The following is a 14,275-nucleotide window of genomic DNA, read 5'->3' on the forward strand; positions in this document are numbered from 1 at the left end:
CGGTGTCAGTCTTTTTGCGTATGAAAGGTTTGCATTTCCGCTTTCGTCTTGTACATGTCAACTTCCTCGGGGGTGATAACGCCTTTATCAATCAAAAGCGCAATCACTCCAAGCAATGTGGAGGCACTCCATTTATATCGTTCTTTGTTTTGATGTTCGAGCATTTGAAGCTCTTCTCTTAGCTCCATCAGCAGCTTCTCTGTCTTTTCTTCTTTGTTTGCCAACTCAAACGCCTCCGTTTTCCGTTCATTGCCCCCTATTTTATCTCAAAGCAAATAGGATAAGCAAAAAAACACGATTTACCTTTACAAACATACGTTCTGTCATATATAATATGTTTACGAGCTGGTAGCCCCCAGCCGTCCTAGCAAGTTCTATTCCCATTTGTATGAGAAGAGCGACATGACTCTTCTCTTTTTTTATAAGTTCAGCCTGATTGATTCATTTTAACCCCGTAAAAAAAGACATGTCATCAGGCATGTCTTTTCCTATTGATTAGCGATTATCAATCGTTTCTGGATACATATCATGGTTCATCATACGATATGATGCCATTTCTTCATATTTGGTACCAGGTTTTCCGTAGTTCGTATACGGGTCAATTGAAATACCGCCTCTTGGTGTAAATTTGCCCCACACTTCAATGTATCTTGGGTCCATCAATTCAATGAGATCGTTCATAATAATGTTCATACAATCCTCATGAAAGTCACCATGGTTACGGAAGCTGAACAAATATAATTTTAGTGATTTACTTTCGACCATGATTTCATTTGGGATATAGCTGATATAAACTGTCGCAAAATCAGGCTGACCTGTTTGCGGACAAAGTGACGTAAATTCTGGGCAGTTGAATTTCACAAAATAATCTCTATTTGTATGTTTATTCGGAAACGTTTCAAGCACTTGTGGTGCATAATCAAACAAATAATTGGTCCCTTGATTTCCTAGTAAAGTGACACCTTCTAATTCTTCTGGTTTTCTTGTCGTCATGTCGTCTCTTCCTTTCTATACGCCTCGTTTATTTCCCCACAATAATGTGTGCAGCTGCGGCAGCACTCTTACGCGATTTAAGTCTGGATCTTGCGCTACTTGATCGACAAGCGCTTCATATCTCTTTAATAAATGCGTCAATAAGTACGCATCATCACCTGTCGTCGTATCATCATTTCCTACCTGCAGATAAAAAGGAAGCTCTGGATATTTCGCATGAACATCCTTTGCATAGGCTAGATCATGATCGTCAAAGATCACGACCTTCAGGCTTGCATGCTGCAATCTGTTTCCGCTTTTCAGCTCATCTATGATTCGTGTTAGTTTCGTAAAATCTGTTTTCATTTTTGAGCTTGGCGGCTTCGGAGAAATGGTTAAATCATCGATTTTCAAAAACCAGTCCTGATACATCGTCCCTTGTGTTTCAAGCGCTGTATCAATTCCTTCTTCGTGCAGCAAATCAATGAGTGATTCCATTTGTTTTAAAAGGGCAGGGTTTCCTCCTGAAATGGTGACATGAGAAAAAGCCTGTCCGCCTATTCTTTTTAATTCTTTGACAATGTCTTCTGCGTGAAGCCACTGAATGTCATGCTTCGCTGAGCCATCCCATGTAAAGGCGGAATCACACCAGCTGCAAGAGTAGTCACAGCCAGCTGTTCTGACAAACATGGTTTTTTGTCCAATGACCATCCCTTCTCCTTGAATGGTCGGACCAAAGATTTCTAATACAGGAATCGCTTTAGCCATTGTTTTCAACTCGTTTCGGCCGGTAAATGCAGTAGCTTGTTGGAGTCTCCCTCACAAAGACCTGAACACATACCGGTTTGTTCGCTAAAGTCGATAAATACGCTGCCACTTTGTCATGGACTGTCTTTGCCACAACCTCTGTAGTAGGCATCGCGTATGGATCGGTTGATGAGAATTCCTCATGATCATTGAGCAGCGTGTGATCGTACTGACCATGAATGAGCTTCTTCAATGTACTGAAATTGACAAGGAAACCCGATTCATCTAGCTCGTCTCCCGCAATGGTTATATTGATGGTGTACGTATGACCATGTACGCGGCTGCAAGCACCTGCATCTTCTCTTGGGATGAAATGGGCAGCCGATACATGCATATCTTTGTTCAATTCAAATGAAAATGGATGATTCGTTTGTGGATAGATTTGAGAAAGCATTTATTTTGCCTCCTTCATTTCCATATAAGTGTCATAGCCATTTTTCCGAAGCTTACACGCAGGACATTCCCCGCAGCCATCAGAAATGATGCCATTATAGCAAGTGAGCGTTTCATTTTTTACAAAATCCAGCGCATTCAGCTCATCCGCAAGCTTCCATGTTTCTGCTTTATTGAGCCACATGAGTGGTGTATGGATCACAAATGGTTTTTCCATCGCCAAATTCACTGTGACATTACAAGACTTTACAAACTCGTCACGGCAATCTGGATAGCCGCTAAAGTCTGTTTCACATACACCTGTGATAATATGTCTTGCTCCGATTTGATACGCAAGAATAGAAGCGAAGGATAAGAACACTAAGTTTCGTCCTGGTACAAATGTGGAAGGCAGCTCTCCTTCTTTTTCCTCAATGTCAATGTCATCTCTTGTTAAAGCATTTGGTGCAAGCTGATTCAAAAGAGACATATCTAATAGATGATTCTTCACACCTAACTTGTCAGCAATTCTTTTCGCGACATCAATTTCTTCTTGATGACGCTGATTATAATGAAAGGTCACAGTTTCTACCTCTTCGAATTGTTGAAGTGCCCATAATAAACATGTCGTACTGTCTTGTCCCCCGCTAAAGACAACGACTGCTTTTTCATTTTTCATTTTCTGTTCTCCTCCTTTTGCAGATCTATACAATCGTACAAAGCTGCATCTGAAAGGCTCTTGAAAACCCCTATTTTTCTCAAAAGAAAAGACACCTTTACATGTGTATGAGGTGTCCCAGCCATAAAAAATAAAAAATGCCACATCCAAGGATACGGCAAGTCCTTAGTTTTTTATAGAGGGTTTTGCTAGAACCTCTCCCGTTTACACGGATTTTTGTTCAATTTTCACAGAGGATAGTGTACCACATATTTTTCATGCAGGCTATCCCTTCTTTACTTATCAAGAGATGCAGGCACTTTTTTTAGACAAAGAAAGAGGATAAAAAAGATGCTCACATAGCCAAAAATAGGATAAACCGTTGATATCAATGTACCGTAACCGATTTTACTAATCACATAGCAGCATAAGAGAATAAGGGATATTGTCAAGACACTGTTCATCCGAATATACGCCCTCACTTGTCTCTCGAGTCCATATAAATTGCCTATGACGGATGTAAAGACTTCGCCGAAGATCACAAATAAATAAATGAGGTGAATGGAGTTTGCTACTTGATACACTACCTGAGCCATTGGAATATCAAACGCCTCCAGCATATTTAATGAAGAAAGAGATAAAAAGCATGCCAGTAAAATAAGGGTCAGCATGACGCCCCCAAGCACAGCTCCCTTTTTAATCACCGCTTCAGAGGTCATTTCATTTGCGACGGGCACTAACACTGCTTGAGAAAGTGCTAAATTAAAAGCTCCATATGAGATAGCTGATAAAATCCACTCTCCCTCACCCAATTGAAGCGCAAGAACATAACTTTCACTACTGCTAAAAACGAATGAATCAAGAAATACGATCAATGAAAAGAAAATAAGCATTGGGACGACGAGAACATTGACACCAAATAATCCTTTTGAACCTTTCAAAAGCACAATGACGCTCAGAATGATCGTCAAAAAGATTCCATATTCCTTTGATATGCCAAGCTGCTCTTCAAAAATAGCCCCTGCGCCAGAAATCATCACTGAAGTGACGCCTAGTAAAATAAAAAACATGACGACATTAATATACCTGCTTGCAGCTGCGCCAAATAGAAACCGGTTCATATCTTGATAAGACTCTGCTTGAATTCGTTTAGAAATGAGCATCATTTTTGCACCAAGTCCAGTAAAAATAGCGCCGCTAATCAAGATTCCGAATAGTCCAATCCAGCCAAAACGAACAAAAAATTCTACGATTTCTTTTCCTGTCGCAAACCCAGCTCCAACCACTGTTCCTACATATAAAAAGGCAAGCTGAAAAGCGGATTCATTTGAACGTTTCATGTGACCCCTCCGCACCCATCACTTTCGATTGTCTTTTTTTATCCTATGAGACAAGTTCCTTGAAAAGAAGGACAAACCATGATTAAATGCAAAAAAGGATTTTCAACTGCCTTTGAGCAAAACAGTTGAAAGTCAAAATAGGTCAGAGTATACTATAGTCAAAGATGGTCAAACAACAGACCATTTTCTTTAACATTCATTGGTCAAATAAAGTCAAACTTTATTTTAAGGAGGTTATGGCAAATGCGTTGTCAACATTGTCAAGTAAATGAAGCAACTATTCGCCTGAATATGCAAGTGAATTCGTCCCGGAGCCAAATGGTTTTATGTGAAGACTGCTACACCTCTTTGATGGAGCAATCAAAAATGAAAATGGGACCTCAATTGTTCGGGGGAAGCTCATTCTTCTCTGAGCAAGCAGGACATGCACAAAGCGGAGAGCAGCCAAAGCAAAAAGGCTTACTCGATGAACTTGGCCGGAATTTAACAGATGGCGCAAATGCTGGTTTAATTGATCCAGTCATCGGCCGTGATGAAGAAGTCGCAAGAGTCATTGAAATTTTAAATAGAAGAAATAAAAATAACCCTGTTCTGATTGGTGAACCAGGTGTTGGGAAAACAGCGATCGCTGAAGGACTCGCACTGAAAATTGCAAGTGGCGATGTACCAAATAAATTAAAGAACAAACAAATCTATTTATTAGATGTCTCCTCCCTTGTAGCGAATACAGGGATACGTGGTCAATTTGAGGAAAGAATGAAGCAGTTAATTAAAGAGCTGCAAAGCCGTAAAAATATTATCTTATTTGTAGATGAAATCCATCTTCTTGTAGGCGCAGGATCTGCCGAAGGGTCAATGGATGCTGGAAACATCTTAAAACCAGCCCTTGCACGAGGCGAGCTTCAGCTAGTAGGTGCGACGACATTAAAAGAATATCGTCAAATTGAAAAAGATGCCGCCCTTGAACGACGCTTCCAGCCCGTCATTGTAGATGAACCAACACAAGATGAAGCGATCGAGATTTTAAAAGGCATTCAAGATAAGTACGAAAGTTATCATGGCGTCACTTATTCAGACGAAGCTATTCAAGCGTGTGTTCAATTATCTTCCCGGTATATTCAAGACCGTCATTTGCCGGATAAAGCCATTGATTTAATGGATGAAGCAGGTTCAAAAGCGAACCTCTCCATTGATGCAGCAAGTGAAGATGAACTAACGAATCGTCTGACAGAAATCGCTGCTGAAAAACAAGCTGCTTTAAAAGAAGAACAATACGAAAAAGCAGCGAAGCTTCGAGATGAAGAAGAAGCCATTGAAGCAAGACTTCAGAACAAAACAAATGACAAAGAACATGTCGTCACAGCAGAAGCCATTCAAGCCATTGTGGAACAAAAAACAGGCATCCCTGTCGGCAAACTGCAAGCAGACGAACAAACCAAAATGAAAGAAATTGACGTCCGCTTAAAAGCACGGGTGATTGGTCAGGAACATGCGGTTGAAAAAGTGGCGAAAGCTGTGAAAAGAAGCAGAGCCGGCTTAAAATCGAAACATAGACCAACAGGCTCCTTCCTATTCGTTGGACCAACAGGTGTCGGGAAAACCGAATTGTCAAAAACGCTAGCTGAAGAATTATTCGGTTCAAGAGATGCGATCATCCGTTTAGATATGAGTGAGTACATGGAGAAACACTCAGTATCCAAGCTCATTGGTTCTCCTCCTGGTTATGTTGGACATGATGAAGCGGGTCAGCTGACGGAAAAAGTGCGCAGAAAACCATACAGCATCATTTTGCTGGATGAAATCGAAAAAGCACATCCTGATGTGCAGCATATGTTCCTTCAAATCATGGAAGATGGCCGGTTAACAGACAGCCAAGGCAGAACCGTCAGCTTTAAAGATACGGTCATCATCATGACAAGTAACGCAGGCAGCACAGATAAAACGGTCAAAGTCGGCTTCCAGTCTGATCAGGAAGAAGCGATTGAGGAACAATCACTCATTGATTCACTCAGCGCCTATTTCAAGCCAGAATTCTTGAACCGTTTTGACAGCATCATTCAGTTTGACTCATTAGATAGAGATGATTTAGTGAAGATTGTGGATCTTCTGCTCAATGAGCTGTCAGAGCAATTAAAAGAGCAACATTTAACAGTCCATGTGACAAAAGAAGCGAAAGAAAAAATTGCAGAACTTGGATATCATCCTGCATTTGGTGCTCGTCCACTGAGAAGAACCATTCAAGAGCATGTTGAAGATCAAATGACGGAAATATTGCTTGAAGAAGAAAAGCTTTCAGGATTTACTGTAGATGTTGAAGATGACGAAATTGTAGTAAAAAAAGGATAAGTACATCCTAAGAAGGATCTACAGCTCCATCATGTTGCGGTGTCTAAGTTCCATCCGCACGCCGACGCCCCCTCCGCCTCTTTTCCTTTACGATAAAAGAAAAAGAGGTGGATCACATGATGAATTGGAGCTATGATCTTGTCAAAATTATGTATGAAGAAAAATTAAAAGAGCTGCTTTTAAATGAAACTGCTCAAAGAAATTAAAAAGAAACTCCCTTTATATCAGAGGGAGTTTCTTTTTTAAGGTAATAGAAAGCGCTTTCGTCAAAATTTCTTCACAGAAACTGCCTTAATTTTATATTCTGACTAAAACCCTTCTAGAAGACACCGATATTAACTATAGAAAAAGATAGTTAAAGGATTTGGTGAGATAATGGACAAAACATCGTTAATAGGTATTATTTTAGCATTTATTGCTCTGAGTGTCGGTATGGTTTTGAAAGGTGTAAGTCTAACCGCTCTTATCAACCCAGCGGCTATATTGATCATTGTGGTTGGGACGATTGCAGCTGTTGTCATCGCATTCCCATCTAGTGAAATTAAGAAAACGCCAAAATTGTTCGGCAAAATTTTCAAAGACAACCAGCTTCCAACGATTCAAGAAATGATCCCTCTTTTTTCAAACTGGGCACAAATTGCGCGTCGTGAAGGTCTTTTGGCATTAGAAGCTAGCATTGAGGAAGTAGATGACGATTTCCTTAAGAACGGCTTAAGTATGGCGGTTGACGGTCAAAGTGCAGAATTTATTCGCGACGTCTTAACAGAAGAAGTTGACGCCATGTCTGAAAGACATCAGTCAGGCGCATTAATCTTTACACAAGCCGGTACATACGCTCCGACGCTTGGTGTACTTGGCGCCGTTGTCGGACTTATTGCCGCACTTGCAAACATGGGAGATATTGAAGCACTTGGACATGCAATCAGTGCAGCCTTCGTTGCCACACTGCTTGGGATTTTTACCGGGTATGTGTTATGGCATCCATTTGCCAACAAGCTGAAGCGTAAATCAAAGGAAGAAGTAAAGCTTCGTCTGATTATGATCGAAGGGATCCTTTCTGTTCTTGAAGGTCAATCTCCAAAAGTGATTGAACAAAAACTTCTCATGTACTTACCAGCGAAAGAACGTGCAAATCTTGTCATTGAAGAAGGAGAAAAACAAAATGGCTAGGAAACGTAAAAAACATGATCACGATGACCATGTAGATGAATCTTGGCTGATCCCTTATGCCGATCTTCTGACGCTTCTACTCGCTCTCTTCATTGTGCTTTTTGCATCTAGTTCGATTGATGCGGCAAAATATGAACAGATGGCAAAGTCTTTTAATGTCGTCTTTACGGGCGGTACTGGTGTCATGGATCAAACCAGCATGCAAAGCACTGAAGAAACTGAAAATAGCAACCAGACCAAGAAAGCAGCCGAAGAAGATGAAGAAGCCAAAGCGAAAGCTCGAGACCATGCCGTTCTCACAAAGGTCAAAAAGCAAGTGGATTCCTTCATTGCCAATAAGAAACTTGGAGCTAAGCTCGAAACAAAGCTCACGGACGAAGGTTTGCTCATTACGATAGAAGACAGTATCTTCTTTGATTCTGGCCGGGCGGTTATTCGCCCTCAAGATGTCCCGTTAGCAAAGGAAATCTCAAAACTACTTGTCATTAACCCCGCTCGTGACATCGTCATTAGCGGACATACTGATAATGTACCGATCAGAAATTCAGAATTTGAATCCAACTGGTATTTAAGTGCCATTCGTGCTGTAAACTTCTTGAGTATTCTACTTGAGAACAGCAATCTAGACCAAGAGAACTTTAGTACAAAAGGTTTCGGTGAATTCAAGCCGGTTGCTTCAAACGATACAGCAGAAGGCAGAAGTAAAAACCGACGCGTAGAAGTACTCATTTTACCGATTGAGAAAAAAGCGAAATAAAAAAGGGAGCCCTCGGCTTCCTTTTCTATTTATTCTGTATGATCATATAAATGCTTTGCACGCAGTCCCACATGTTTGAGCATATCAATGCAGGCATCCTTCTCTTCTTCGCTCAGGACACTGATCATCTCATGAATTTCTTTCGCATGATCCGGGAAGATATCATCAAGCAAAGCTCGTCCCTGCTTGGTAATATGCGCAAATGTCACCCTGCGGTCTTCTGCACAGGCCCTACGACTGAGGAGTTCTTTCTTCTCCAATTTATCGACCACATACGTGATGCTGCCGCTTGCAAGTAAAATCTTATCACCGATTTGCTGAAGCGGCTGATCCCCTTTATGATACAGTAATTCTAATACTGCAAATTCAGTCGGATTCAGCCCGTGCTTCACAATATGTTTGTTCATGTGATGATTAATCGAGCGATAGGCACGTGATAATACAATAAATAATTTCAAAGATTTCTCAACATTATGATTTTCCATTTTTTTATCATCCTTTATGAAATGCAACCCACTAATGTGACATTAATAAACAATAAGTAAAATGTCAACATCTTGATCCATCTTTAGCATGAAAATGAGACCAGAACGAATCACCTAATTTTTTAAAAATCACACAAGTCATCGTAATAAAGATAGGTTCAATGCTATAATAAGTCTATTAGGTAATACGTTGGAGCGATGAATGATGAGTATACTGAAAGGGTTTTGGAAAAAGATCAGGCTGTACCTTATTTTGGTCATGATTCCAACCCTAATCATTAGTTATTTTATCTACGAAAAAGAAACGGAAAAAATCGACTTAAAAAACAAACAAACTGCTACACTTATGTTAAATATTCACAAAAACCAAATGAATTATTTAATTAGTGAAACAGAAGCGAGATTAACTTCACTTGCCATGGGATTTGACCAGCCTCTCGAGACGAAAAAAGTAGAAAACATCCTAGAGAAAATCTATAAACAAGAACCTCGTTTTTCAGGTCTGTATCTCCTAGACAAAAAAGGAAATGTATCAGTAAGCACCACACCGTTAAAGGAAAAAATCAACCTATCATTTAGAGATTACTTTAAGCGCATTCAAGTGACCAAGCAGACGGTGATCACAGATAACTATGTGAGCCGAATTACAAAACAGCGGATTCTCTCCATTTGCGTGCCTGTTCTGGATGAAAATGAAGAAGTCACCAATGTGCTAATTGCCGCCATTCAAATTGATTATTTAAGAAATATTATGAATGTATTGAACCCTGATCTTCATTTTAAGATGCTGAATCAAAATGGACATGTGGTGTTTACAAGTGGTCCGCAGCCAGCATCAGAAAATGGCAGCACCGTGTCTACATATTTAGATGAAAACAGCTGGAAGCTGGAGGTCTTTCCGCAGCGCGCGTCTACAGGTGAAGTGCTGTCTGTTATGTTGATCCCTTTATCCAGTGCTTTTATTTTATTAAATATTTTATTCACACTTGTTCAATATATCATTTTAAGGCGTCAAACCCAGCAGGAGCGTCACCAAAATGAAGCGCAAAAGCTTGAATTAATCGGAACCCTCGCAGCAAGTACGGCACACGAAATTCGCAACCCATTAACAGGGATCAGCGGATTTATACAGCTTTTGCAAAAGAAGTATCATTCAGAAGAAGATCAGCTCTATTTTTCTGTCATTGAAGAAGAAATTAAACGAATCAACCAAATCGTCAGTGAGTTTCTTGTATTAGGGAAACCAACGGCAGAAAAATGGCAGAATAACTCTGTAAAAGAAATTGTAAGTGAGATCATGCCGATCGTTTTCTCTGAGGCGAACCTTTATAATGTTGAGGTTGATTTGCAAATTAATACGATTCAGGATGTTGGGGTATATTGCACAAAGGATCACATTAAACAAGTCGTATTAAATGTAGCGAAGAACTCGTTAGAAGCGATGCCAAATGGCGGTCATTTGAAGATTTTGATTGAGGCTGAAAAAGAACATGTCATCATTAAAGTGAAAGATACGGGTGAAGGCATACCAGAAGAAATGTTAAAGCATATCTTCCTTCCTTTTATTACGTCGAAGGAAAAAGGGACAGGTCTTGGGCTTGTCGTGTGTAAACGAATCATTTCGATGTATGGCGGGACAATTGATATCGAGAGCGAAGTGAATAAAGGAACAACCGTCATGATCATGCTTCCTTCTGCTCACTCAGCATAGCTGAAACATTCAGCCGGTTTTGCTTAGGCAAGACCGGTTTTTCATGTCAATAAGAAGGGCGGTTCACAGATAGAAGACTCATTTGAGATACAAGATCATGAAAGGAGGGGGCAGATTGTTTCTCATGAAAAAGGAGATACTGATACTCATTCATCAGGTTGTCTAGTTCTTGACTATATTTAATTGTCGTCTCACCAGTGTAGCCTTCCGCTTGAGCAGCTTCTACCATCTGTTTTCTCTTCTCATCAATGGACATCAGCAATTGTTCTTTCCTTACATAAATATTCATGATCTCAGCTCCCGCAATGAATTCGACTGTCTATGCTCAAAATGATCCGACACCAAAATTATACTTTATTTGTAAATTAAATTAAATATGCTTATTTTATTTAATTTTTTACAGCCTAAAGACCTCTTACCCAATCTAATTTGGGGGTAAACTTCAAATTTGGACAGGACTGACACATGGATTAAACAGAATTTTATCCTATGCGGAAGATCAAAATCAACTATTTTCTTTCTCATTTTATGCCTATTTTCCTAAAAAAAAGCTGATCATCCGCCTCATGCGGAATGATCAGCTCCTGTTATTAAACCGTTTCTTCCTCGTAAATTGGCACCCAGCCCTCAGTTGTGACAAATATGCGAACTGCGACCACTTTGCGATCCTCTTGAAGTGTAAAGTAGTGACGAATATGTGGCGGGACAGAAATTAAATCGCCTGGATTCAGTCTCACGTCAAAAAAGACGCCATTCTTACTCTGAATGGCAAAGATTCCATGCCCGCTTACAATAAAACGTACTTCGTCATCTGTATGATGATGCTCACGCTTAAAATTTTGGAGCAGCTCATCTAGATTTGGTGTGGCGTCAGATAATGAAATCACATCCTGCGCTTTGTACCCTCGTTTTTCAGATATACGCTGGATTTCCTTTTGAAAAACAGTCAAAATCTCTTCCTTTTCCTCATCTGTTAAATCATACTTTTCTGATAACCGGTTTGGCAGCTTTGCAATATCCCAATGTTCATAAATGACCCCTTGCTTTTCTAAATATGCTGCTACCTCTTGCTCGCTTTCAAGTAATGTGTTCTCTTCGTTATGAATCAAAATCGTCGCCATGTGCTTTTCCTCCTTTTTATCTGACAAGCTGCTTTTGATAAAGCATTAATTTTAAGTGGTAGCTAAATAAAAATTCATACGCCTCTAATACTCGTTTTGCTTCAAAGGCTGTTTTTCCCCAGACAGTGATGCCGTGATTTCGAATGAGCACCGCACCTGATTCTGACTCTTCAGTGAGATGCTTTGCAAATTGTGCTGCAAGATGCGGAATGTGGGCTGGATTTTCAATAATCGGTATCGACACTTCTGCATCCTCTTCCCAGTAACCAAGCGCCTTGATGATTTCGTTTCCTTTCAAACGAACCTCGCCCTTACCCCCATACAGCTCAGACATCACATTATTATCGATTGTATGGACATGGAGGCAGCAACCTGCTTCCGTCCGCTCATACACGTATGTGTGAAGCAGTGTTTCGGCTGATGGTCTAAGCTGTTCGTTCGGATCATCAGGCTTGCCTGCTGCGTTCACTAAAACAAAATCTTCATCCGTTTCTTTTCGTTTATCTTTACCGCTTGCCGTCACCAAAAACGTGATTGGATCATCCGACACCTTGATCGATAAATTGCCGCTTGTTCCGTAAAACCAGTCTCTTTGTGCCAGTTCACGTTTGACGTCTGCTAGCTCCTGCCAGCGCTTGCTCTTTGCGTCTGCCATTCCTTCACTTCCTTTATTTGATCAAATTGCGCTTTAAGATCAATAAATGTTTCATACTCTTGATATATAAGCCCAAGCTCCTTACATTCATTCAGCAAGTAGTCGCGCGCAAATGTGAGATCCGCATGCTTTGCCGCCTCCACATCGGTGACTGAATCTCCGATCATGATGATGAAGTCATTCTTATGGGTCAGCTCTCGAATGATTGACGGCTTGCAGCATCCACAGCCATTTTGACATTGCGAATCGCAGGCATGCGGCCATTCAATCTGAATATGATCTTCCCCAAATGAGGCATGATTGCAATAAATATTGTCTCTGCCCACAATGCCCTCGAGTATGGGATAGACAAAAAAGTCCATCCCGCCGCTTAGCACATAGAAAGGGATATCAGCCTTTTTCACATAATCAACAAATTGCGTGAATCCTTCTCGAATCTCTGTATCTTCTAAAATAAACGACTGAATGGCTTCTTTTTGATCACTCGTCAGTAATTGAAACATCTGCCCGACGCCTTCTTGAATGGTGATCTCCTTTGAGAGAACATCATCCTTCAGCTTCGTCCATTCACTTGGTGCAAAGTGTTTCATGATGCGAATGATATTATCATTTTTCGTAATTGTTCCATCAAAATCACAACATACAATTGGTTTTTTCATTTATTCCGCTACCCTTCCCCATAGATCAAGTGCTGCTTTTAAGTCTTGGCAAGAAGCTGCCTTCTCTTGGATCGACTCTCCATGTATCACCGCATCAATGATCGATCGAAATGCTTTCCCTCCACCGATGGCTCCACGCGGATGTCCGTGAATTCCTCCACCAGCATTAATCACATGATCGAGTCCAAAATCTTTAATCAATACTGGAACCATTCCAGGGTGAATGCCTGCTGACGGGACTGGGAACGTTTTTTGCACCAAATCCTCTTTTACACAAGCTTCATAGATTCCAAAAGCATCTTTTTTCGGAAGTGCGACCGACCCATAAGGTGAGGGAAAAAGACTCAAATCAGCGCCAGCATATCGATTTAATTTACCTAAAAGAAGAGAATGCGAGAATCCATATTCAGGCGATGATGTCAAAGCGCCGCTTACTGCGGGATGGGCCATGATAGGCAATGGAATATCTGGATCCTCAGCTAAGCTTTGCATGACATCTAGTCCGTAGGCAAAGACATTGAATAAGAGTGCATCCGCTCCGAGTTCAGCTGCCTTTCTTGCTCGATCCTTCAGTTCAAAGGTTCTGCCTGTTAAATTAACGGCATATAACGTTCGGTGCCCTGTCTCTTCATATGTTTCTTTTAATATCTTTTTTCCTTCTTTGATTCGTTCTTCAAAAGGGGCTAGCGGGCTCTCAAATAATATTTCATCGTCTTTGATAAAGTCAACGCCGCCTAATGCTTGTAAATGGAGCTGCTCTTTTAAATCCGCCATATCACGGCCAATGACACCTTTAAAAATACTCATCAACAACGGACGATCAAACACGCCTGCTTTTTTGCGTATGCCATCAATTCCAAATACCGGTCCTGGCAGGCTTCTTTTAAATCTATCCGAGAATTGTATATCGACTAGCTTCACTTTTCCATCAAGTGAAAGCTTTCCAAAGATCGTCGTCAAAACGGCCGGTATATCAGCTGAAAAGTTAGCCTCAGGATAAGCAATGGTCACCTCAGATTGATATAGGCCATTTTCGGCTGAAGCAACCTTTTCTGATACTTTTTCTACCCGTCCTTTATGTTTTTGAAGCTGCTCCTTTTTGAGCTGCGGCAAATCTGTCCATGATCCCACTGTTAAACCAAGTGCGATCTGCTCCGCTTTTCGGTTCACTTGTTCATCCTCTCGATGTGTTAATACGTATGTTGCCAGTAATTCACTCACT

At 40.7% G+C, this 14,275-nt stretch carries 16 protein-coding genes and 1 riboswitch; of the genes, 4 read left to right on the forward strand and 12 right to left on the reverse strand.

The window, feature by feature from the left end:
- Window positions 1-5 precede the first annotated feature (5 nt).
- The 6 genes from C6Y01_RS03245 to C6Y01_RS03275 form a co-directional block, all read right to left on the reverse strand.
- Complete coding sequence (locus C6Y01_RS03245) at window positions 6-224, reverse strand: hypothetical protein (RefSeq protein WP_034662856.1); 219 nt, start codon at window positions 222-224, stop codon at window positions 6-8.
- Between the two features lie 271 nt (window positions 225-495).
- Window positions 496-993: a preQ(1) synthase gene (gene queF, locus C6Y01_RS03255; protein ID WP_003211403.1), complete on the reverse strand. Its 498-nt coding sequence runs from the start codon at window positions 991-993 to the stop codon at window positions 496-498.
- 15 nt (window positions 994-1,008) lie between these two features.
- Window positions 1,009-1,740: a 7-carboxy-7-deazaguanine synthase QueE gene (gene queE / locus C6Y01_RS03260; protein WP_095285074.1), complete on the reverse strand. Its 732-nt coding sequence runs from the start codon at window positions 1,738-1,740 to the stop codon at window positions 1,009-1,011.
- On the reverse strand, window positions 1,733-2,173 hold the full coding sequence (queD, locus tag C6Y01_RS03265) for a 6-carboxytetrahydropterin synthase QueD (protein WP_095285072.1): 441 nt from the start codon (window positions 2,171-2,173) through the stop codon (window positions 1,733-1,735). Before queD ends, queE begins: the two co-directional genes overlap by 8 nt.
- A complete protein-coding gene (gene queC, locus C6Y01_RS03270; RefSeq protein ID WP_024424683.1) occupies window positions 2,174-2,830 on the reverse strand; it encodes a 7-cyano-7-deazaguanine synthase QueC in 657 nt (218 codons plus the stop codon).
- A 159-nt stretch (window positions 2,831-2,989) separates the two neighbouring features.
- A riboswitch (PreQ1 riboswitch) is annotated at window positions 2,990-3,034 on the reverse strand.
- 71 nt (window positions 3,035-3,105) lie between these two features.
- Window positions 3,106-4,149, reverse strand: a complete 1,044-nt coding sequence (locus tag C6Y01_RS03275) for a YkvI family membrane protein (protein WP_095285070.1) — start codon at window positions 4,147-4,149, stop codon at window positions 3,106-3,108.
- A 243-nt stretch (window positions 4,150-4,392) separates the two neighbouring features.
- Here C6Y01_RS03275 and C6Y01_RS03280 point away from each other — a divergent pair, with 243 nt between their 5' ends.
- The 3 genes from C6Y01_RS03280 to motB all read left to right on the forward strand — a co-directional run bounded on the left by C6Y01_RS03280 (window position 4,393) and on the right by motB (window position 8,422).
- A complete protein-coding gene (locus C6Y01_RS03280) occupies window positions 4,393-6,495 on the forward strand; it encodes an ATP-dependent Clp protease ATP-binding subunit (RefSeq protein WP_095285069.1) in 2,103 nt (700 codons plus the stop codon).
- Window positions 6,496-6,870: 375 nt separating this feature from the next.
- Window positions 6,871-7,665 (forward strand): flagellar motor stator protein MotA, encoded by a 795-nt coding sequence (gene motA / locus C6Y01_RS03285; RefSeq protein ID WP_034662877.1) that lies wholly within the window; start codon window positions 6,871-6,873, stop codon window positions 7,663-7,665.
- The gene (gene motB, locus C6Y01_RS03290; protein ID WP_060596120.1) at window positions 7,658-8,422 is read left to right on the forward strand and encodes a flagellar motor protein MotB; all 765 of its coding nucleotides are present in this window, start codon (window positions 7,658-7,660) and stop codon (window positions 8,420-8,422) included. The genes motA and motB overlap by 8 nt, the downstream gene beginning before the upstream one ends.
- A 29-nt stretch (window positions 8,423-8,451) precedes the next feature.
- Here motB and mhqR read toward each other — a convergent pair whose 3' ends face one another.
- Window positions 8,452-8,907 (reverse strand): MarR family transcriptional regulator MhqR, encoded by a 456-nt coding sequence (mhqR, locus tag C6Y01_RS03295; protein ID WP_034662884.1) that lies wholly within the window; start codon window positions 8,905-8,907, stop codon window positions 8,452-8,454.
- Between the two features lie 205 nt (window positions 8,908-9,112).
- On the opposite strand from mhqR, the gene kinD reads away from it, so the two are divergent.
- Entirely contained in the window at window positions 9,113-10,618 is a 1,506-nt protein-coding gene (gene kinD, locus C6Y01_RS03300) for a sporulation kinase KinD (RefSeq protein WP_034662888.1), read from the forward strand.
- Window positions 10,619-10,664: 46 nt separating this feature from the next.
- Here kinD and C6Y01_RS03305 read toward each other — a convergent pair whose 3' ends face one another.
- The 5 genes from C6Y01_RS03305 to mtnW all read right to left on the reverse strand — a co-directional run bounded on the left by C6Y01_RS03305 (window position 10,665) and on the right by mtnW (window position 14,274).
- A complete protein-coding gene (locus tag C6Y01_RS03305) occupies window positions 10,665-10,907 on the reverse strand; it encodes an aspartyl-phosphate phosphatase Spo0E family protein (protein ID WP_034662891.1) in 243 nt (80 codons plus the stop codon).
- 301 nt (window positions 10,908-11,208) lie between these two features.
- Window positions 11,209-11,739: a 1,2-dihydroxy-3-keto-5-methylthiopentene dioxygenase gene (locus tag C6Y01_RS03310; RefSeq protein WP_106037812.1), complete on the reverse strand. Its 531-nt coding sequence runs from the start codon at window positions 11,737-11,739 to the stop codon at window positions 11,209-11,211.
- Between the two features lie 16 nt (window positions 11,740-11,755).
- Window positions 11,756-12,394: a methylthioribulose 1-phosphate dehydratase gene (locus tag C6Y01_RS03315; RefSeq protein ID WP_095285068.1), complete on the reverse strand. Its 639-nt coding sequence runs from the start codon at window positions 12,392-12,394 to the stop codon at window positions 11,756-11,758.
- Window positions 12,358-13,053, reverse strand: a complete 696-nt coding sequence (locus C6Y01_RS03320; RefSeq protein ID WP_034662901.1) for a 2-hydroxy-3-keto-5-methylthiopentenyl-1-phosphate phosphatase — start codon at window positions 13,051-13,053, stop codon at window positions 12,358-12,360. The genes C6Y01_RS03315 and C6Y01_RS03320 overlap by 37 nt, the downstream gene beginning before the upstream one ends.
- The gene (gene mtnW, locus C6Y01_RS03325; protein WP_106037813.1) at window positions 13,054-14,274 is read right to left on the reverse strand and encodes a 2,3-diketo-5-methylthiopentyl-1-phosphate enolase; all 1,221 of its coding nucleotides are present in this window, start codon (window positions 14,272-14,274) and stop codon (window positions 13,054-13,056) included.
- Window position 14,275 lies beyond the last annotated feature (1 nt).

The organism is Bacillus sp. NMCC46 (assembly GCF_002998465.1).
In the GTDB taxonomy this organism is placed as follows: domain Bacteria; phylum Bacillota; class Bacilli; order Bacillales; family Bacillaceae; genus Bacillus.